This is a genomic window from Priestia sp. BR_2 (genome assembly GCF_041954005.1).
GTDB lineage: Bacteria > Bacillota > Bacilli > Paenibacillales > Paenibacillaceae > Paenibacillus_AQ > Paenibacillus_AQ lautus_A.
Window position 1 is genome coordinate 475,934 of record NZ_JAVFHM010000188.1, and the last position, 20,854, is coordinate 496,787.

The 20,854-nt window shown below is 50.9% G+C and carries 16 protein-coding genes; all 16 read left to right on the plus strand.

The window, feature by feature from the left end; translation table 11 throughout:
• Positions 1-14: 14 nt before the first annotated feature.
• The 16 genes from RB298_RS12470 (at position 15) to RB298_RS12545 (ending at position 20,548) form a co-directional block, all read left to right on the plus strand.
• Positions 15-668, plus strand: a complete 654-nt coding sequence (locus RB298_RS12470) for a M48 family metallopeptidase (protein WP_096774114.1) — start codon at positions 15-17, stop codon at positions 666-668.
• Positions 669-939: 271 nt separating this feature from the next.
• Entirely contained in the window at positions 940-1,632 is a 693-nt protein-coding gene (locus RB298_RS12475) for an aspartate/glutamate racemase family protein (RefSeq protein ID WP_486047211.1), read from the plus strand.
• Positions 1,633-1,750: 118 nt separating this feature from the next.
• Positions 1,751-2,596, plus strand: coding sequence for a hypothetical protein (locus tag RB298_RS12480; protein ID WP_486047212.1), 846 nt, complete (start codon positions 1,751-1,753; stop codon positions 2,594-2,596).
• Positions 2,597-2,731: 135 nt separating this feature from the next.
• Positions 2,732-4,222 (plus strand): arylsulfatase, encoded by a 1,491-nt coding sequence (locus tag RB298_RS12485; RefSeq protein WP_486047213.1) that lies wholly within the window; start codon positions 2,732-2,734, stop codon positions 4,220-4,222.
• Between the two features lie 42 nt (positions 4,223-4,264).
• On the plus strand, positions 4,265-5,089 hold the full coding sequence (locus tag RB298_RS12490) for a GNAT family N-acetyltransferase (protein WP_486047214.1): 825 nt from the start codon (positions 4,265-4,267) through the stop codon (positions 5,087-5,089).
• A 148-nt stretch (positions 5,090-5,237) separates the two neighbouring features.
• The gene (locus RB298_RS12495; RefSeq protein WP_096774109.1) at positions 5,238-6,179 is read left to right on the plus strand and encodes a copper amine oxidase N-terminal domain-containing protein; all 942 of its coding nucleotides are present in this window, start codon (positions 5,238-5,240) and stop codon (positions 6,177-6,179) included.
• Positions 6,180-6,398: 219 nt separating this feature from the next.
• Positions 6,399-7,706, plus strand: coding sequence for an ABC transporter substrate-binding protein (locus RB298_RS12500; protein ID WP_096774108.1), 1,308 nt, complete (start codon positions 6,399-6,401; stop codon positions 7,704-7,706).
• A 33-nt stretch (positions 7,707-7,739) separates the two neighbouring features.
• Positions 7,740-9,476, plus strand: coding sequence for a sensor histidine kinase (locus RB298_RS12505; RefSeq protein WP_486047215.1), 1,737 nt, complete (start codon positions 7,740-7,742; stop codon positions 9,474-9,476).
• A complete protein-coding gene (locus RB298_RS12510; RefSeq protein ID WP_375120084.1) occupies positions 9,454-11,100 on the plus strand; it encodes a response regulator transcription factor in 1,647 nt (548 codons plus the stop codon). Before RB298_RS12505 ends, RB298_RS12510 begins: the two co-directional genes overlap by 23 nt.
• A 204-nt stretch (positions 11,101-11,304) precedes the next feature.
• Positions 11,305-12,630 carry an ABC transporter substrate-binding protein gene (locus tag RB298_RS12515; protein WP_486047216.1) on the plus strand — a complete coding sequence of 442 codons (1,326 nt, stop codon included), beginning with the start codon at positions 11,305-11,307 and terminating at the stop codon, positions 12,628-12,630.
• A gap of 106 nt (positions 12,631-12,736) precedes the next feature.
• The gene (locus RB298_RS12520) at positions 12,737-13,663 is read left to right on the plus strand and encodes a carbohydrate ABC transporter permease (RefSeq protein ID WP_486047217.1); all 927 of its coding nucleotides are present in this window, start codon (positions 12,737-12,739) and stop codon (positions 13,661-13,663) included.
• A 12-nt stretch (positions 13,664-13,675) separates the two neighbouring features.
• The gene (locus tag RB298_RS12525; RefSeq protein WP_015735795.1) at positions 13,676-14,503 is read left to right on the plus strand and encodes a carbohydrate ABC transporter permease; all 828 of its coding nucleotides are present in this window, start codon (positions 13,676-13,678) and stop codon (positions 14,501-14,503) included.
• Positions 14,503-15,471 carry a phosphoglycerate dehydrogenase gene (locus RB298_RS12530; protein ID WP_486047218.1) on the plus strand — a complete coding sequence of 323 codons (969 nt, stop codon included), beginning with the start codon at positions 14,503-14,505 and terminating at the stop codon, positions 15,469-15,471. Before RB298_RS12525 ends, RB298_RS12530 begins: the two co-directional genes overlap by 1 nt.
• A 40-nt stretch (positions 15,472-15,511) precedes the next feature.
• On the plus strand, positions 15,512-16,441 hold the full coding sequence (locus RB298_RS12535) for a dihydrodipicolinate synthase family protein (protein WP_486047219.1): 930 nt from the start codon (positions 15,512-15,514) through the stop codon (positions 16,439-16,441).
• 197 nt (positions 16,442-16,638) lie between these two features.
• Entirely contained in the window at positions 16,639-17,994 is a 1,356-nt protein-coding gene (locus tag RB298_RS12540) for an ABC transporter substrate-binding protein (protein WP_486047220.1), read from the plus strand.
• A 280-nt stretch (positions 17,995-18,274) separates the two neighbouring features.
• Complete coding sequence (locus tag RB298_RS12545; protein WP_486047221.1) at positions 18,275-20,548, plus strand: FIMAH domain-containing protein; 2,274 nt, start codon at positions 18,275-18,277, stop codon at positions 20,546-20,548.
• Positions 20,549-20,854: the final 306 nt, after the last annotated feature.

Here is a 20,854-nt window from a genome sequence, read left to right on the forward strand (position 1 = left end):
GATGTTGGTGATAGATGAAAATCCAAGTAGGAGAACTACAAATCGAATGTCATGTAGAATACGGTCCACGCAAAAAGCTTTCGATCCATGTCCACCCATCGGGTCTGATCACGGTGAAGGCACCGAATCGTACAAGCGATGAGACGGTGATCAACGCCGTAAGGCGGCATGGGAGCAAAATCGTGAAGCAATTGCAAGCGATCGAGGCAGCCCGAACGGCTCCGAAGGTCAAGGCATACGAGGATGAAGGCAAATTCCTTCATCTTGGGCAGTATTATTCGCTGCATGAGTTAATCGAAACGGACGGGCGAACGGAAGAGGAGCTTCAACGGGATCTGAAGAAATTTTACTTCGCAAGCTGCAAGAAGGTGATCGCGGAACGAATCCGAATTTATCAGAAGCAGCTCAAAGTCACGCCGAAATCCTTCATCATCGAGGAGTCCAAAACGAAATGGGGCAGCTGCAGCTCGGCGAAGCATCTCACTTTCAACTATCGCCTCGCGATGGCGCCCATCGAGGTCATTGATTATGTGGTCATTCATGAACTCTGTCATCTCTTGCATATGAATCATGACCGATCCTTCTGGCGATGCGTCGGCAGCGTGATGAAGGACTACAAAGCTAAGGAAGCCTTCCTCGCGAAATATGGACATGCCATGACTTTGTAATGCACTGATTATGAGTCATAGAGAGAGTTAGGGCACTGCCTGATTTGGGCAGTGTCCTTTTTTTGAATGGATGCTGATCGGCTGATCTGATTCCATTGGCCACTGGCAGCGTTGGCGCCAGGGCTGCTGCTCATTATGATTAACGGATTCCTGGCTTTCGGCACGACGGCCGTCTTGTCGACCGGTTACGAAGGCTGCTGCTTGCGTTGATCATAACATCTATTTACATTAGAGTAATGACACAGAAAAATTGATACTTACGGAGGCAATGATGAAAACAATTGGACTCATCGGAGGCATGAGCTGGGAGAGCACCGTGATGTACTATCAGATTATAAATGAGGTCGTAAAGGAACAATGGGGTGGGCTGCATTCCGCAAAAATTTTGCTATACAGCGTGGACTTCCAAGAAATTGAAGAATGCCAGGCCGTTGGGAATTGGAACAAGAGCGCAGAAATTTTAGGAGATGTTGCCGTAAACCTTGAAAGGGGTGGTGCGGATTTTATCGTAATCTGCACCAATACGATGCATAAGGTTGCTCCAATCATTCAGCAAAGAATCCGTATTCCCATTATTCATATTGCAGATGCCACTTCGAAGAAGCTCATGGAAAGCGGCATAAATCACGTAGCTTTGCTTGGAACCAAATACACGATGACTGAGGATTTCTACAAGGAAAAACTGATTGCAGCCGGCATTCATATGCTGATTCCTGATGAAGATGACATACAACTTATCAACCATATCATTTATGACGAATTGTGCTTGGGTATTATTTCTCAACGATCCAAGAACGAATATTTGCGTGTGATCAACCAATTACAGAAGCAAGGTGCCCAGGGAGTCATACTGGGCTGTACTGAGATTGGTCTTCTTATTAAACAGGAAGATACGAATATTCCTGTTTTTGATACGACTCAGATTCATGGAACAACAGCAGCCCTATTTGCACTTGAAAAATAATCATTGATGTTTATTGTCGTAGGAGTTGCTGTTCGTTTCGTTCGATGTATAATGTTCGTATGGGTTCATATAAATCCATTTGAGTTCATTATATGTCTTGAACAAGGAGAGAAGGATCATGCCAAGAATCAAAATTGAATTGCTGAATCGTGAACAGAACGTGAGGGTGGAAGGTGACCGTCATTCGCAATCCTCCCATGACCGCGTGATGGAGCGGGAAGACGAGGATTTCACTTATCTGGCCTGTCAACAGCTGGAATACGCCGCCGGCGACAAATTTAGAATTACGACGGAGCACCCGAATCGGTATTTGGTGGTTCAGTTGGATGAGGCACTCTTTCCGTCCCTGGTATATGTCAAGGGAACCAGCTGGGAATACGAAATACCGTTGTCGTTCAAGCAAGCCTACCCAGAGAAGGCATTTACGGGGACAAAACATTATGTTTCGGTACGCTATGCGGCGGATAGCGAAATTACCCAATATCGGAATTTGGTATTGAATACCCATGACCAGAAGCATGATTCCAACGCTTACCCGCATGCTCACGCCAACGTGGAAACCCGAAATGATCCCACCTTCTTTGCGCGCAATGCGATCGACGGCATTTATGCCAACAACAATCACGGCTCCTATCCATATCAATCCTGGGGTATTAACCAGCAGTCGGATGCGGAGCTGACGCTGGATTTCGGGCGAACGGTTGAGCTTGACCGGATCGGTCTTGTTTTACGCGGCGATTTTCCTCATGACAGCTGGTGGAAGGAAGTCACGATTGCATTCTCCGATGGTTCAACGGAGCAGCTCTATCCCGTGAAAAGCCGGAGCATCCAATATTTTGAGATTCAACCCCGCAAAGTGGAATGGTTGGTGCTCAAACGATTGATCAAAGGCGATGAGGCGCTTTTTCCGGCATTAACGCAGCTTGAAGCCTATGGCAAAAACGTAGACGTAACAGAGAAGTAAAGCAGAGTAGGATTGGTGGATTCATAACCGTCGTAATCATCCTGGGCCATTACGGATAATCGCAGAGTAATTGACAACCCTCAGCAACAAGGTATGATCAAATAGATATCAGTATCATGCCGAGGAGGGAATATGATGAATTCGACTCAATGCCAGGGAAGGCCGAATGTGCTGCTCATTACGGTCGATCAGATGCGCTTTGATTGCCTTAGCATAGCAGGTCACCCTGTGGTGGAAACGCCCAATCTGGACGAGCTTGCAAGGAGCGGCGTAAGGTTTAGCCGTGCGTATTCTGCCACACCCACCTGCGTACCTGCAAGAGCGGCGATCTTCACCGGCCAATCCCAGCGCGCTCACGGCCGTGTCGGCTATCAAGACTGCGTCCCGTGGAATTACAAGGAGACGCTGCCGGGGGAATTGGCTAAAGCCGGTTATCACACGCAGTGTATCGGTAAAATGCATGTTTACCCTGCACGCAATCTGCTGGGGTTCCACAACGTAATGCTTCACGATGGTTACCTGCATCACAACCGCAATAACCACGGCATTCCGATGCAGGAGCATTACGATCAAGTTGACGATTACTTGCAGTGGCTTCGCGAGAGGGTGCCGGGCGCCGACATGACCGATCTTGGTTTGGACTGCAATTCATCAACCGTCGCTCGTCCTTGGCATTTGGCGGAAATGCAGCATCCAACCAACTGGGTGGTAACGCAGTCGATTGACTTTTTGCGGCGACGGGACCCCGGGAAGCCGTTCTTCCTGTGGATGTCATTCGTCAGGCCGCATCCTCCGTTCGACCCTCCGCAGGCCTACTTGGATCTGTATGAGGATGCCGATATTCCGGAGCCGCCGGTTGGCGATTGGGCAGAGACGGAGGACCCGGATCTGGCCGGATACTCCCCTATAACGGGGCGGGGACTTGTCCCGAAACGCCGTCTGCGTAAAGCGATGGCTGCCTATTACGCCCTGATCACGCATATCGATCACCAAATCGGACGCTTTTTGCAATCATTGAACGAATATGGGGAGCTAGGCAACACGGTGATCCTGTTTACTTCCGATCATGGCGAGCTGCTGGGGGACCATCATTTATTCCGAAAGTCTCTTCCGTACGAAGGCAGCACCCGCGTGCCGTTTATCGTCAACGATCCCGGCAACCGTTTAGGCCTGAAGAGCGGCACGGTTTCAGATCATGTCGTGGAAATGCGGGACATCATGCCCTCGCTGCTGGAAGCGGCCGGCGTGCCTATACCGGAAACGGTCGAAGGCGAGAGCATCTGGAGACTAGCGTCAGCAGGAAGGGATGGGGGAAGCAAGCCTGCTTGGCGTCCCCATCTTCATGGAGAGCACGCTCAAGGGCTTCAGTCCAATCATTGGGTTACCGACGGAAAGGAGAAATACATCTGGTTCTCCCAAACAGGCAAGGAGCAGTTCTTCGATCTGGTTGAAGATCCCAATGAGCTGCACAACGCGATCGGGGACGAAGATCGGCAGGAACGAATCCGGTATTGGCGTTCGGTCCTCATCGGAGAGCTTGAAGGACGCGAAGAGGGTTATACGGATGGCCAACAGCTGATCACCGGCCGGAAGCCGGTAGCCGTATTATCCCATATTTTGAAATAGCACGAGACCGTAAATTACATTCAGAACCGATTAGGAGATAACATGCTAACGACACAACAGCTAAAAGACATTGAACGATTGCAAGCCGAGTGCGAACTTCATGACCATGTCCAATTAAAGCTGAATTGGGAAATGCTCAGAGAACGCAAAACGGAGAATCTGGATTTTTTTCATTATGAGGAAAAGGAACTTGTAGCGTTTCTTGGGCTATATCCGTTTGGCTCGACCGTCGAAGTATGCGGCATGGTAAAGCCTGCCGAACGACGAAAAGGGCATTTCCAGCGATTGTTTCATCTCGGAATGGAACAGGTAAAACTCGCCGGATACAAGAAAATCTTGTTGAACGCGCCAGCGGGATCCGATGCGGCAAAGGCATTTTTGCACCAACTAGGTGCGGAGCATGCTTTCTCGGAGCATCAAATGACGTGGCAGGAAATGCCGCTTGAGGATTCGGACGGTATTCTGCTGAGGCAGGCAACATTGGAAGATTATGAAACAAGCGTGCGCTTATCCGTGGAAGCATTCGGATTGGACGAAGAAGATGCCAGGGCGATGGAGAGCCATCATTTTGCTGATAATACGGGTATGTTCATGATTGACGTAAACGAAGAAACGGTCGGGAAGCTTCGAGTCAGCCGCGAAGAGGGGCAGGCGTGGATTTATGGTTTCTCCATATTGCCGGAATATCAGGGCCGAGGAATAGGCAGAAAAGCGTTGCGGCGAATCGTGAAGGAACAGAGCTCAGCCGGATACTCGGTGCACTTGGAAGTCGAAACGAAAAACGACCATGCGCTGAGGTTATACGAGTCGGTTGGATTTAAAGCCGTGCATGCACAAGACTACTATCAATATGAATGCAGATCATAACAAAATAGATGTGCAAGAAAAGTCGCCCTCATGGCGGCTTTTTGATTTTCACCGCATTATTCAAATCTTTACGATGATCTATTGAAGTCTATTTTTTCTGCCGATAAAGAATGGAGCATGCATATCTGATCATTCAGGAGGAATCATCATGAAAAAAACAGTCATCCTGCTAACCAGCGCGGCCCTGATGTTTGCGACCGCCGCAGGCACGATCTCAGCCAAACCAAGCAACACGCCCCCCGGCAAGACAAGTAACGCGGCATCGCCAAAGGGACCAAAAGAAAAAGAAACTCGTAATGACAAGCAGCAAACCGAGGAAGTCGATTCCTCTGATAAGTCCAGCAAAGAAGAGGACCAGGTTCAGGAATCCACAACGCCGGAAACAGAGAAAGCAAACGACCCTTCCACCGATAAAGTCGATTCCAAGAACAAAGGACACAAAGGATACAAAGGTTTGCTAAATGCCATTCAAAACGTTGAGGATAAACCGGCAGGCGCCGTTCTAGCCAATATTTTGCTTACCGAATATGCGGCCGAGTTAACGGACGAGCAACAAAAACAACTTGAGGCCATTATAGAAAAGGACAAGGCGTTAGAAGCGGCAGCGGACATGCTTGAAACAAACGGCAGCGTTACTGAAGCCGTGTATTTGCAAGAAGAAGCCATCAAAGCCAATTTTAAAAACCTGGATCTTTACAAAACCATGGGAAAGCTCAATAAAAAGGCAGGTAAAAAGAATGGAGTTAAGCTGTATGTGAACGGCGAAGCTTCGGACACCGAACCGTTTGTCAAAAAAGGCAATACATATGTTCCTTTTCGCGCCATAGCCGAGGCTTTGGAGGCTGAGGTTATATGGAATCCTGAAAAGCGTTCCATCACCGTCTCGAAGGACGGAGTGAGCATCCAACTCCTGGTTGGCAGTAAAACAGCGTCCGTCAATGGCAAGAAAATTTCGCTGGATGCCCCAGCTACCGTTACAAAGGGCAATACGTATGTGCCCGTACGATTTATAAGCGAGGCATTGAATGCAACCGTCAAGTGGGAAGCGGAAAGTCAGACCGTCGTTGTCTATGAAGAGAAAGCAGAATAGGTGAATTTCTAAGCCGCTAATCGGAACGAGATCAGCGGCTTTTTTCTATTAATAAAGTCTTTGATAAAGAGGGCCATTTCGTCTGTCGTAATGCCGAATGAGAATTAGGTCCATGCATGAAAGGCTAAATATGTATACCATATGTTAAATTTTTTCAGTGTCTTCTCCATTGTAAACGCTTTAATATCGATTTATGACCGACTGACAGGAGGGGAAGTTATGAAGTTTGCAGGACGTTTCTGCATGGTGTTATGGATTGTCGTCATCATGGTGTCGGCGACCGGATGCATGGCGGGGAGGAACGGGGCCGACAGCAGTATGTCTCACCAACCGGAACGCCCGTTTGACAATGTGCGGATTACCGCATATATGGCTAAAAATCCGGTTGCGGACATCCTTCGCGCCCATCTTCCCGAATTTGAGAAGCAGACGGGTATCAAGGTGGATTTTCAAGCGTTGACCAATGAGCAGCTCAGCCAAAAGATGTTCGTACAGATGACGGTAGGTAGCGAAAGTCCCGATGTGTTCATGATCCGGCCGCTGGAAGAGCTAATTCTGTATGAGAACAACGGCTGGTTAACGCCCTTGGAATCGTATGCCGTATCGAACCCGCGTTACGACTTCGCCGATTTCTCTTCAACGGCGCTGGAATCGGTAACGGTGAACGGGGAGCTGCTTGCCGTCCCGCTATCGACGGAGCAGCAGATACTATACTATCGCAAGGACCTGCTAGAGAAAAAAGGGATCGAAGTCCCGCAGACCTTAGAAGAGCTGGAAGCGGCGGTTAAACAGGTGCATGATCCCGAGCATGGCATGTACGGATTTGTCGCTAGAGGGCAGCGAAGCGCTCTCGTAACCCAGCTATCGTCATTCGTTTACTCCGAGGGCGGGAATTTTCTAAGCGCAGATAAAGCGGCATTGAACACAAAGGAAACGCTCAAGGGGATTCAGCGATATGTAAGGCTGCTCGGAAACTATGGACCGCCCGATGCGCTTAGTTACAGCTGGCCGCAATCCGCAGATCTCTTTGCGCAAGGAAAGGCGGTATTTTTCACCGATGCCAGCGCGATCTACTCCCTGCTAGCGCAATCGGGATTAGCCAAGGAGAAGATCGGGTATGCGCTCTTTCCGGCAGGTGATGCCGGTCGCAAGCCGTATAGCACCACTGCATGGGCCATTGGCATCAATGCGAATTCTGCCCGCAAGGATGCTGCCTGGGCATTCATCGAGTGGGCTTCGGGCAGGGACATGGTGCTGCAAGCCCAGAAGATCGGTAATCCGGGAGCGCGGAGCTCGCTGTGGCATGACAAGGAAGGAATCTCCGGCTTTCCGGATGAGCTGATTCCGGTGATCAATGAATCCATTCCGATCGGAATGAGCTACGACCGTCCAAAAGTCATTCACGTGAAGGAAGCACGGGACATTATCGGCGGTATCGTGGTGAAAGGAATTATCGGCGAAGATGTCGGAATTGCTGCGGAGTCGGCAAACGTTCAATTGCAAGAACTGATCGACAGCGAGAAGTAGAGCGAATCGCTCTGACACGGGGGTATGTTATTGATGAAGCGGTTAAGAACAAGTACGTTTGCCAAGCTTACAACATTGCTGGCGGTCCTGGTTATTCCGATTATTTTGCTGTATGCCTACTCCCATCAGGTCAGCATCAACGTCGTCCGTTCGGCTGTGGAGGAGGGCCAGCGGAACCGACTGACGTTTTTCATGAGTCAGATGGACGCCATGATCGACCAGCTAACGAAATATTCGGTGATCGCGAGCAATGATGACGGGATTAAGAGTTATCTGGCGGAGCGCTCAGGCAGCACTCCCATGGAACGAATCGACAGCCAGCAGCGGATCACGGATATGTTGAACATGCAGATTGCAACTAGCAGCTGGGACAGCCAAATCTTAATGTACCTGACGCAGTATCGTGAATTGCTGACAACCGACTTGTCGGCAAGGTATGATGCCGAATACTTGGCTCATGCCCATAAGCAGAACTGGACTTATCAACGGGATTCGCGAGGACAAGCTTTTTTTAGCTGGATGAGAACGTCCGCTTCTTCGCAGGATCTGATCGTGGAGGTCCGTTTCACCGACCAGAATCTGGTCAATATGCTGAATCGGTTGAAACAGGACGGGGACAGCGAGCCATTCCTGTATGCACCTGACGGAACCGTTATTGCCAACAGCACATCGGTCGAAGAAACGATACGAATGGCCGCCGGCACCCTGAACGAATTGCAGCTTGGGGAAGAGGGCAGCCGAATCGTGCAATCGGGGCAGGGCAAATATGTAATGAATTACGTCTTGTCCAGCAGTTTGGGCTGGTATCTGGTGGATTTCGTCCGCCTGGACAGCGTATATTCCCCGATCACTTTAAGCAGCGCCCTCTTTTATATTTCCGTATCGCTCCTGCTTGTTCTCGTTTTACTGCTGACCTTGTTGTTGTACCGCAATGTCCAGCGTCCGATTTCCCGCCTGCTTCATGCGGTGAGAAGGATCAGGGACGGTCAATACATGACGCGCCTGAAGGATGTGCCGAAGAACGAGTTCATGTATCTGTTTCACTCCTTCAACAACATGGCAGAGCAAATCGAGGAGCTCATCGAACGGGTGTACAAAGAGTCTTTGCGATCCAAGGAAGCCACGCTTAAGCAGCTCCAATCGCAAATTAACCCTCACTTCCTGTATAACTGCCTGTTCTACATCAAAAACATGGCCAATCTTGGCGATAAGGAAGCTGTCGTGGCCATGGCCCTGAACTTGGGGGAGTATTACCGGTACACGACGCGACTGGAAAAACCGACCGCGCCCCTTGAAGAGGAAGTGAAGCTGGTTGACAATTATTTAACGATTCAGATGCTGCGGCTTCAGCGACTAACCTTCGAGATCGAGATTCCTGACAGCATGATGCAGCTCGAGATTCCGCGTCTTCTGCTTCAGCCTATCGTGGAAAATGCCGTCATCCATGGTGTTGAGGATCAGTTGGATTTCGCGATGATTCATATTTCCGGAGAAATCGAAGGGAGTCGATGCAGGATCAGAATTGACAACAACGGCCAGGGCATGGACGTAGGCATCATCGACAAGCTGAAGCGGCAGGTCGAAGAGCCTTTGAACGAAAGCGGGGGATTCGGCCTATGGAACATTCATCAGAGACTGGTCACCCGGTACGGCAAACATGCGGGCTTGTCCTTTTCAGAATCGCCGTCAGGAGGACTTCGCGTGGAAATATGCTGGGAAATACCGAGTAGGGAAGGGAGGGATAACGTTGTATACATTGCTGATCGTTGATGATGAAGCAAGCGTGGTGGAGGGGCTTGCGCATACGATACCTTGGCAGAAAATCGGAATCGATGAGGTGCGCAAGGCATACTCCGCTTTCGAAGCGCTGGAAATACTGCAGACGCAGCCGGTCGACATCATGATTTCCGACATCACGATGCCACGGATGAACGGCCTCGAGCTTGTCGAGATCACGAAATCAAAATGGAAGCATATCAAAACGATCCTGCTGTCCGGGTATGCCGATTTTGCTTACGCGAAGGAAGCCATTACGCTTGGCACTTATGAGTACCTGCTAAAACCCGTCAGCGACGAAGTCGTTCTTGAAAAAGTAGGCGGAGCTGTGGAATCGCTGCGGCAGGAGCGTGAGTCCAGCGAAACCTATAATCGCGCGGTTCAGGCTTTTCGGGTTAATCTGCCACATATTCGAGGCGAATTCCTGAATCAGCTGCTTCAAGGCATGAAATCACCAAAGAACGTTTGGGCCGAAAAACTGGAGCTGCTTGAAATGAAATCCGCCAACGGAAACCAAGCGGCTCTGATGCTTGTACGCATGGAGGACCGTCTGACGGAAATGAGCCCTTATGACTCCTCCATCATGGAGTACGCGATCGGTAACATGGCGGACGAGATCTTCGGGGAACGGTTTCGATTGTGGCGATGCAGGGACATACATGGATATCTCGTCTTTTTTGTTTTTGAAAGCGATGATTCGGCGGCTAGGATGCACCCTCATGAGCATACGGAGGAGAATGAGCTCAAGCATTTCGCTGCACAGCTGCAGATGAATGTCAGCCGTTACCTGAAAGGAACAATCTCCGTCCTGATCGGAAAGCGAGGTTCCTTCCCGGAAGATGTCCGAAAGCTGTATCAAGACAGTCTTTTCGCTTTGCGCCGCCATATCGGCAGCCACAGTGATATGTTCGTTTACGCAGAAGATGAGGAGGAGCTGCATCCGGTCCGTTCCTTGCAAAAGTGTTATGAGCCTCCGCTGCTCCCTCATCTGCTGGAATCCGGCAGTTGGAAGCAAATCCAAGAGAAACTTGAGCAGATCCTGAAGGAATTGTCGCTCGCGCACAGCCAATCGCAAGAGCATGTAACCGAAGCCTTTTTCTATATATATTCCTCGCTAAGCGCATATGCGCACAAGAACGGACGCAGTCTGGCCGATATCGTCGGAGCGTCCCTTGCGGATGTAACGGGACTCTCGCAATGCACGACTGCGGCCACGCTCGGCAAATGGGTGGGCCAAGTTCTGCCTCTACTGGAGTCAAGCGCCGAACAGGCAACGCGCAGCGACCGGAGCGCTGCCGTGTCCCGGATGAAACGGTTCATACGGGATCATCTGTCTCAGGATATTTCCCTGCAAGCCATTGCGGACCATATGTATATGCATCCGGTTCACGTGTCCCGCCTCTTTAAAATGGAGACCGGATCGAACGTGAGCGATTATGTGCTCCGATTGAAAATGGAGCAAGCGGCCGAGCTGCTGGCCGACCACTCCTTGAAAAACTTCGAAATTGCCCTGAAGCTTGGATACCACAACCCGAATTATTTTATTCGGGTGTTCAAAAAGTATTATTCCGTGACGCCGCAAGAATACCGAAACAGTTTGGAAACCGGAATGCCGTAATAAAGCCTGTAATACCGTCCGTTTTCAGCCATGCATTTGGGCTGGAAGCGGGCTTTTTTTGTCTAATTCGGCCGCTGCTTTCGATTGCGGCATCATGTTAAGTAAGGAGAGCGGATGTTAAGCCTATATCATTTAACCCAGTTTATGAAGCCCTTACAATGAATGGTGTAAGGACATTCCACTATATGCTGAGGGGTGAACATGATGAAGATGAAGAAAAACTCCATACGATGGGTAACGGCAGCTTTAGTCATGATATTGATGGCAGGATGCAGCGTAGGGGGAACGGGTGGCAGCGGATCAGGGAGTGAGGAGCCGGGCAAGGAAACCCTGACATTCTGGATGAAGAAGCAGATGTTCGAAGAGCAAAACCAGATGATCCAAGAGAGGGCAAAACAGTTCGGGGAAGAGCATGATGTGAATGTCAACGTGGAGTTTATCGCTTACGAGGACTTTTATCCGAAATGGTCGGCAGCCATCGAATCGGGTACTACGCCGGACGTCTCCTTCTTCGGCTACCAGGAAGTCGGACAGTTCTATGCCAAGGACGTTCTTGAGGAGGTTACCGACGTTGTGGGCAGCGTGGAGAACGCAAACGGGGAAATACAGGACAGCCTGAAAACCTCCGTGACGTTCGAGGACAAGTTATACGGAGTGCCGTTCTGGACCGAGTCCACGGCTTTATACTATCGCAAGGACATGCTTCAGGCAGCCGGTTACAGCGAGCCGCCTGGAACCTGGGAGGAATTCCGCGAAATGGCGAAGGCACTCACGGATTCTTCCAAAGGGATATACGGCGCTGGACTCGGGTACGGGAAAGGCAATTCGGATGCCGAATGGCTGACCCGGGCGATCATCTGGTCCTACGGAGGTTCCCTCGATACCGAGGACGGCAAGAATGTAGCGGTGAATTCGCCCGAAACTCTTCAGGCGGTTCAGTTGATCAGGGACATTTTCATCGAAGATAAGGTAACGCCTCCGAGCTCCATCGGATGGGATGACAGCGGCAACAACAAATCGTATTTAAGCGGCCAGTCGGCCATGATCTTCAACGTCGGCAGCTTGGCTGCGACGATCAAGAACGATAATCCCGAATTGTACGAGAATACGGGGATCGCCATGCTGCCCGCAGGACCGAAGGGAGCGGTAGTGCCTGGCATTAGCAACAATCTAGGCATATTCAAGGCATCTGCGAACAAGGAGCTTGCCAAATCCTTCATCGAATATATGACGGACAAAGCCTGGTACGGCCAGTGGGTGCAGAATGGAGCTCCATTGACCGGTCCGATTTACACGGACCTGGCAAACGAATCCGTATGGCAGGAGGAGAAGAACAAAGGATTCGTCGACTCCATCGCACATTTCGCTTTCCTTGGATACCCTGCGGAGTATAACCCGAAGGCTGGAGAGATTTATAACCTTCGATATGTCAACGACGTTTTCCAAAAGATGCTTCTGGATTCCGGCTTCACGGCTCAACAAGCAGTGGACGAATTACAGAGCAAGATCGAGGCGGTATACGTGAAGTAGGGTTATGACTTAACCGCGCATCAGGCTCCGCAGTCCGATTACAAGGCATCGATGCAAGGTCCGTGGCTGCGGATGAGCCTGAGGCGTCAGAAAGAAGGTGCTCTCAATGAAAAGCTTGGAAGTCCAAACAACGCCGGGGAAAACCCGGGCGCCTAGGCGGGAAATAAGTGATACAAGCAGCAGGCTGGCTTATCTTCTCATGAGTCCGGTGCTAATCTATTTGCTGGCTGTCATGGCGCTCCCTTTTTGCTGGGCGGTCTATCTTAGCTTGACGAATAAAGTGGTCGGCGTTCCCGAAACGTTCATCGGCCTGCGCAACTATACGGAGCTATTTACCGATTCCGTGTTTTGGAAGGCGGTATGGAATACGGTTGTCTTTACGATGGTGGCCGTCATTTTGAAAGCGGTCTTCGGGATGATTATGGCGCTCGTGCTTAACGAGAATATCGTTGCTCGAAACTTTTTCAGGGTGATGCTGTTTCTTCCGTGGACCATCCCCACGATCGTCTCCGTATTTACCTGGCAGTGGATTTACTCCGACGTCGGCGGCGTGCTGAATGCCATGCTCCTCAAAACAGGGCTCATCGACAGTCCCGTCGGCTGGTTGGCCACACCGGACCTGGCCATGTTCTCGGTCATTCTCGTCAACGTGTGGCGGGGCATTCCGTTCATGGGCATTGCCATATTGGCCGGACTGCAGACGGTGTCCAAAGAGATGTATGAAGCCGCTATGCTGGATGGAGCGGGAGCGATCAAGCGCTTTTTCTACATGACGCTCCCCTCGGTAAAAGAAGTGACCATACTGTCTTCCGTCATCACCACCATCTGGACGCTGAACGACTTCGAGATTATCTGGCTGCTGACACGCGGCGGTCCAGACAATGGCACGCAGGTGTTATCCACGCTTAGCTATACCGTCGGCTTTCTGAACATGAGTCTCGGCAAAGCAATTGCGATTTCCCTCATTACGCTGCCGCCGCTTATCATGCTGATCAATTATGTGACCAAGCGTTCGCTGGCGTCCGACAAGTAAGGAGTGATCTTAATGAAGAACTCGCTCGGCAAGCAAATTACGGTATACTCGACGCTCGCGCTGCTGCTAATATTCGCGCTCTTCCCTTTATATTGGATGGTGATTACCTCCTTCAAATCCAACGGGGAGATCTATTCCATGACGCCTACGTTTTGGCCGAAGGAATTTCTCGGAACCGCCTACGATAAGCTGATCAACGAAAAGGGCTTTATGACGAATATCAAAAACAGCTTGTTCGTCTCGTTGATCGTATCCTTGTTCTCGATCACGGTCAGCATGTTGGCTGCATATGCGATCTCCAAGCTCAGGTTTCGAGGAAGAAGCTTCATCTCCAAAAGCATTCTGTATGCGTACCTGATGCCGAGAGCCGTTCTGTTTATCCCGCTGTACATGCTGGTGACGGCCATCGGCATCAACAATTCCATTTACGGTCTCATGCTGATTTATCCGACGATCACGATTCCGTATGCTACGTGGATGCTCATTTCCTATTTTAGATCCATCCCGGACGAAATCGAGGAAGCGGCCATGATCGATGGATGTTCGCGAATCCGTACGATGACCAAGATCATTTTTCCGTTATCGGCTCCGGGCATTGCGGCTACCTTCATTTTTTCGTTCACGTTATGCTGGAGCGAATATCTGTATGCATTGGTTGTTGTCACAAAAGGCGCTGACAAGACGATCACGCTGGGATTGTCGGATATGATCGTCGGCGACGTCTTCGCATGGGGACCCCTGATGGGTGGCTCCATTATTGCATCGATTCCGGTCATCGTGATGTATCTGTTTACATCAAAATATATGGTAAGCGGAATGACGGTAGGAGGAGTTAAATAATGAAGGCGAAAAAAGTGTTAGTAACGGCTACGAATTACTCCAAACTGTGCGCGGATGCGAAGCGGCTGCTCGAAAGCCATGGATGCGAGATCATCGAGAATCGTTTCGGACGTCCGCTGACGTTCGAGGAACTGAAGGAAGTGGTGGGATCGGTCGACGGCGTCATTGCCGGCGTGGATACTTGGAATGAGGCGGTATTCAAGCTTGCGCCGCAGCTTCAAGGCATCGCCCGTTTCGGCGTTGGCGTGGACAATATCGATTTGGAGGCTGCAAGAAAGTATGGGATACAAGTAACCAATGTACCACGAGGCAATGCCAACGCGGTGGCCGAGCTGGCGATCGGATTGATGATCTCGGTCCGTCGGCACATTCCCGAGCTGGATCGATCGACGAAGAACGGCGGCTGGGAACGTTTTGTCGGCTCTGAGCTAGCTGGAGGAACGATCGGCCTTTTAGGTTTCGGGAATATCGCACAGCTCACCGCGAAGAAGTTGAAGGGCTTTGATGTCGAGATTATCGCTTATGATAAATATCCAGATACAGCTAAAGCGTCGGAATACGGCGTTGCAATGACAACTTTCGAGCATGTGCTGGCGCATAGCGATATCGTCAGCATGCATTTACCCAGCGTGAAAGAGACGCACCATATTATGAATGACAAGGCTTTTGCCAGGATGAAACCATCCGCCATGTTCATCAACACCGCGAGAGGAGCCGTCGTGGATGAACAGGCGCTTTCCCGGGCGCTGTCGTCTGGAGTCATCGCCGGGGCGGCCATCGATGTCTACGAGTCAGAGCCCGTAACCCCCGGCCATCCGATTCTGCAAATCGGGAACCTGATAACGACGCCGCACACCGCAGCCGAGACTTTCGAGACCTATACGCGGGTCAGCATGATTACCGCTCAGGCATTGCTGGATATATTCGAAGGAAGGGAACCGCAAAATATACTGACTGCAAAAGAATAAAGCACAACCAATGATACGAACCATTCAGGAGGGGACGCATATGTATCAGATCATCACCGATGGCAACTGGCCGGTTATGCTAACGCCGTTTACGGAGCAGAACAATGTGGATTACGAGGCCTTGGAGCGCCTTATCGATTGGTATATCGAACGGGGGGCAGACGGACTCTTTGCCGTCTGTCAATCCAGCGAAATGTATACATTGACTCTGGAGGAGCGCGTATTGATTGCAGCCTTCGTCAAAGCGAAGGCTGCCGGCCGGGTACCGGTCATTGCATCGGGTCACGTATCGGATGCGTTTGAGGACCAGGTAACAGAGCTGAACGCCATGGCCGAAACCGGCGTCGATGCCGTCGTACTAATCACGAACAGGCTTGCCGCCGCTGAGGAATCCGATGATGTGTGGCTGGCGAATCTCGATAAGCTGCTCGGGCGTTTACCAGAACAGGTCCCCCTCGGATTATATGAGTGTCCAGCCCCGTATCGGCGGCTTCTGACGCCCGAGATGCTGAAGAAATGCTCCGATACCGGACGCTTCAGGTTTATCAAGGACGTGAGCTGCGACCTGCAGCTGATCGGGGATAAACTCAAGGCGGTCCGGGGCGGAAGTCTGAAAATCTTCAACGCCAATACGGCGACGCTTCTGGACAGCTACCGGCTCGGCGCTTTCGGCTTCAGCGGCGTGATGGCCAACTTCCACCCCGAGTTGTATGCATGGCTGTTCAGGAATTGGGAAAGCCAACCGGAAGCGGCAGGGGAACTGTCTGATTTTCTTAGTGTGTCGTCATTTCTTGAGAAGCAGCTCTACCCGGTGAATGCCAAGTATTACCTCATGCTGGAGGGCATACTGACAAACTATCGCTGCCGTTCGAAAAATCATGAGGAATTCAGTGCCACCCAACGGCTGGAGATCGAGCAATTATACCGGGTGTCCAAACAATATGCCCGGAAGTATCCCGTTTTTACTTAAAGCGATATCGGAAAAATACGTTGAAGTGTAAAGTCGCCTATCCTGGCGGCTTTTTTTGTAGCATTGTTAATTCAACGATTGTCTGCCCGGATACAGCTTTCACAGGATTTCATTTTGCCAAACGAACTGAAGAGTGATTATACTATAAGAATGGATTGATGCAGCAAACCAGTTATGGTAAATAAAGGTGGTCTCATATGGCTAAATCCGACCGGTATACGTATCAAAATAAAATGAAGCACATGGTCACCGACCTGCGCCAACAAATAAAACGCGGCACTTACGCTCAAGGCGAATATCTACCATCGGAGATGACCCTGATCGAGCTGTATGGACTGAGCAAAAATTCAGTCCGGCAGGCGCTGGATCAGCTGGTTCAGGAAGAATTGATCGTGAAAGTGCCTCGCGTAGGCACCCAAGTAGTTGCAGCTTCCCGGCAAACCCGTAAGATTCGTTTCGGTTTGTACCCTTCCCTATATGCGGAGGCCGAAATGGAAGATGTGCTCGCCTTATTTCAGGAGCGGCATCCGGGGGTGGCTGTGGAGATTGTGGACCTTCCCTACGAACATCCGGAAAGCATCGCCAATCTGATGAGGCTTGGCATTGTGGATGTGCTGTCCGTCAACATCCAGGATATGATGCATTTTCAGGAGAACGGCAGTACCGGTCTGTTTTACCGTCAGGAGCCGCGCGCGTCTACTTATACTTTTTTGCACAGCCCGTTCATGGATGCCGAAGGCCGGCTGGCGGCGCAGCCGTTCATTCATTCTCCCGTCCTCTTGGCCTACAATAAAGAGCATCTGCGGGAAAAGCGCCAGTTTGAGCCGGACAGCAGTTGGGGCTGGGACGATCTCCAGCGAATGCTGCGTGAGCTGAGAAGCCCCGGGCGCTACAGCCTGGCCTTGCAATTGTACTCGTTGAACCGCTGGCCGATATTCCTCATGCAGCGAAGGGGCAATGCTGAGATTGATGCTTCGTGGAGCCGTGCGGTCGAGGGGCTGTCTTGGCTTCGCGGATTGATTCACGAGGACGGCATGTTCCCGCTGGCCTTGGCCCAAGGCGCTTTTGAAGCAGAGAAGCTGTTCCGCGAGCAAAAGGTCTCTGTCATTCTGACGACCTATTATCTGCTCAACCAGCTGAAGGGAGCGACCTTTGATTATGACGTCGCGCCGCTGCCGCATTTTGATCATGGGACAACCCTGCTATTGGGCACCGGAATCGGGGTCAGCGCGTGCTCCAAGGAGCGGGAGCTGGCCCAGAGCTTTGCCGATTTCTTAGTCTCTGACGAAGTGCAGGAATACATTCGCAGGCATACTTACAGCATTCCGGCGAACCGTTACATCACCGAGAACGTAGATCCGGAGATGGAAGGCCGGCCGTCCCGTCTCAACCTGCATCGAGAAATAGCCCCGCTGTATAAGACCTGCAGAGATGTAGGGCTTAGCCTGGACGAGATGCTGCTGTTCCGGGAACGGCTGAAGCAATATTTCTCCTACCTTGTAGACGAAAGGGAACTGATATCCGTGCTGAGCAGGAAAACGGCAGGAACCTAAATGGTTACGAAAGCTGCGACCGATGAGGTCGCGGCTTTTTTTTTGAGTTATCGTTTTCTATTTGAATAACCAGATAAGAACCAGTTGACAGACAGTGGGGTGTATGCTAAATTCTTTGCGAACATATGAACTACATAAATACCAGAGAAGCATGAACAACACTTCATAACGGAGGAGGGATGCCGCGATCCTTGCTAGGTAAACGCTCGAGTTGCCCTTATAGGTCGGTCCATTTGATTGATTTGGCAGTACATTCCATACCAGAAACGAGGATGAATTGATGAACGTTACCCACAGCAAATCTCAAGCGAAGAAGGGACTCCGTCATCTATGTCTCGCCATTTGCATCACATTGCTGACTGCGGTTTTCTTCCCGGCAAGCGCCTCGGCGGAAATCGGCAAAACCTACAGCGACCCTATCGATTTGGGCTCCCCGATGCAAAGCGTTGCCATATATGACGGGGCCTTTGGCATACAAGACGGACGGGAGGTTATTTATACGACGGTGTCCGGCAAGCCGGCTATTTTTCATGTCATTGATCTGAAAACCAAAGAGGTGCTGAGCACGCATCCGCTAACGGGTTCCGAAAGCTCGTGGACGCATTTGACGACCCCGGACGGCACGGTGTATATCGGGGGCAACGGCACGCTGTACGCCTACTCTCCGGTCACGAAACAGCTGAAAAATCTGGGCGGCATCGGTGAGCAGGTTGTGTACGGCCTGTCTCACGATGAACAGGGCCGTGTCTACTTTGGTTCTTACCCGAATGCGAAAGCGGGCCGATACGATCCAGCTACAGGGGAAATGAAGGACTACGGCATCGTAGGCACGGGCCAAAGCTACAGCCGTTCCACGGCATATCATGGCGGATATCTGTATGTCGGCATCGGGATTGAAGGCAGCATTGTAAAAGTGAACGTAGCGACTGGGGAGAAGGAAAACATCCAGCTTCCGTCCTATAACGGAGCGGTAGACATCGGTATGGTGAACCAGCTGGACGTTGCGGGCAAATATTTGGTTGCCGGCATCGGCAAAGGGAACAGCGGGCTTCTGTTCTATGACCTGGAGCTGCAGCAATGGAGCGATACCTACCATCTGAACAATAAAGGCATCCGCCTCTCTTACGGGCCGGAGGGCAGCAATAAAATCTATTTCGTCCAGAATAACCATCTGATGGAAGTGGATTTGAATACCCTTGCTGCTGTTGACACCGGCGTCGTGTACGGAACGTTCCTGCGCAATACGGCCTGGGTGGAGGTGCCGAACGATCCGGATCTACCGGGTGTTTCGCTTGCAACCGTTCAATTCGGAGGCAGCGTCGCTTACATGAATCTGACGACCAAGCAGGTCAAAGCCGTACCTTATCCGGTGAAAGGTAATCCGATTCCTGTTCAAACCATGGAGAACGGTCCGGATGGACGGCTGTTTATCAGCGGTTACCCTGGCGGCACAGGGTCCGCGTATTCCATTGACACCGGAACCTTCGAAACCTTCCCAATGGGTCAGTCGGAGGGCATGGTCGCCATGAACGGCAAGATGTATATGGGCGTATATCCGGGTGCGGATATTTTTGAATACAATGCGGAGAATCCGACTCAGCGCAAGAGCCTGTTCAAAATTACCGGTCAGGACCGTCCGTTTATCATGAGAGCAGCGGAAGGTAAACTGTTCATCGGCACCATACCGGACTACGGCAAGCTGGGCGGCTCCTTGACGATCTATGATCCGGCAAACGGCAGCCAGTATACCGAATACAAAAACGTCATCAACAATCAATCGATTGTCGGCATTGCGGTAAAAGACGGTAAGGTATATGGCTCAACCACCGTTGCCGGCGGGCTGGGCATCACGCCTTCCGAGCCGGCTGCCAAAATGTTTGTCTGGGATATCGCGACGGGCAAGGTGGAGAAGGAATGGGTTCCTTCTATTGAAGGTGCTTCTCCAACGCCGCATATTATTAGCGGAACCAGCTTCGGTCCGGACGGACTGCTGTGGGCGGCTTACGACGGGACGCTCTTTGCCGTAGATCCGGATACCCTGGAAATCGTAAAAAGCAAAACGATATACAAAGGCGTGGAGAAATACGGCAACTGGCGTCCGGTGTATATTCGCTGGAGCGAGGACGGCCTCATGTATCTGACGCTTGCCGGTCACGTCACCGTGGTTGACCCGGTTACGATGGAGTTTCAGACGCTGGCGGAATCCCAGCATGTGAATCTCGGACACGACGGCCATATTTACTACACGAATGATACGCAATTGATGAAGATTGAAGTGTCGGATGCTGCAGCATCGGATACGATTGGGGCACTGATGGACGATATTCAGTCCTGGAAGCAACAAGGCGATATCAGCCATCCGCTGAGCCAGCAGATCGGCAATGCGCTGAAACAAGCGGAGCTGAAGCAGAAGCAAGGGAAGCAGGAACAGGCCGTGAAACATCTGAATGATGCGCTCAAGCACCTGAATAAAGCTAAAATCGGCGGGATAACCGAAGAGAAGCGTTCGGAAGTGAAGCAGCGCATTCAAGCGTTCATTGATGAATGGTCCTGATTGAATCAAGGAGATGGTGGTAGGTTGAAATTACCGCAACCATAACGGAATTTTTCATGACAAAAGTCGCCAATCTGGCGACTTTTTTTGTTCCTGCGATGCAGGTGCTTACCTTTGGACGATAAGAAGAGAGACGAACCTATCAACACAGCCGTCTAAGGTGATGGCTTATTGTTAACCGAAGCCAATGAAGGAGATTTGTGTGTTAATATAGTAACGTGTTTAGCTGAGGGGCATTCGGTCGGTGAACTTTTGATACCAGAACCTTAATAACCAGCTTAACGGCCGAGAAGGAGAAGGGTACAT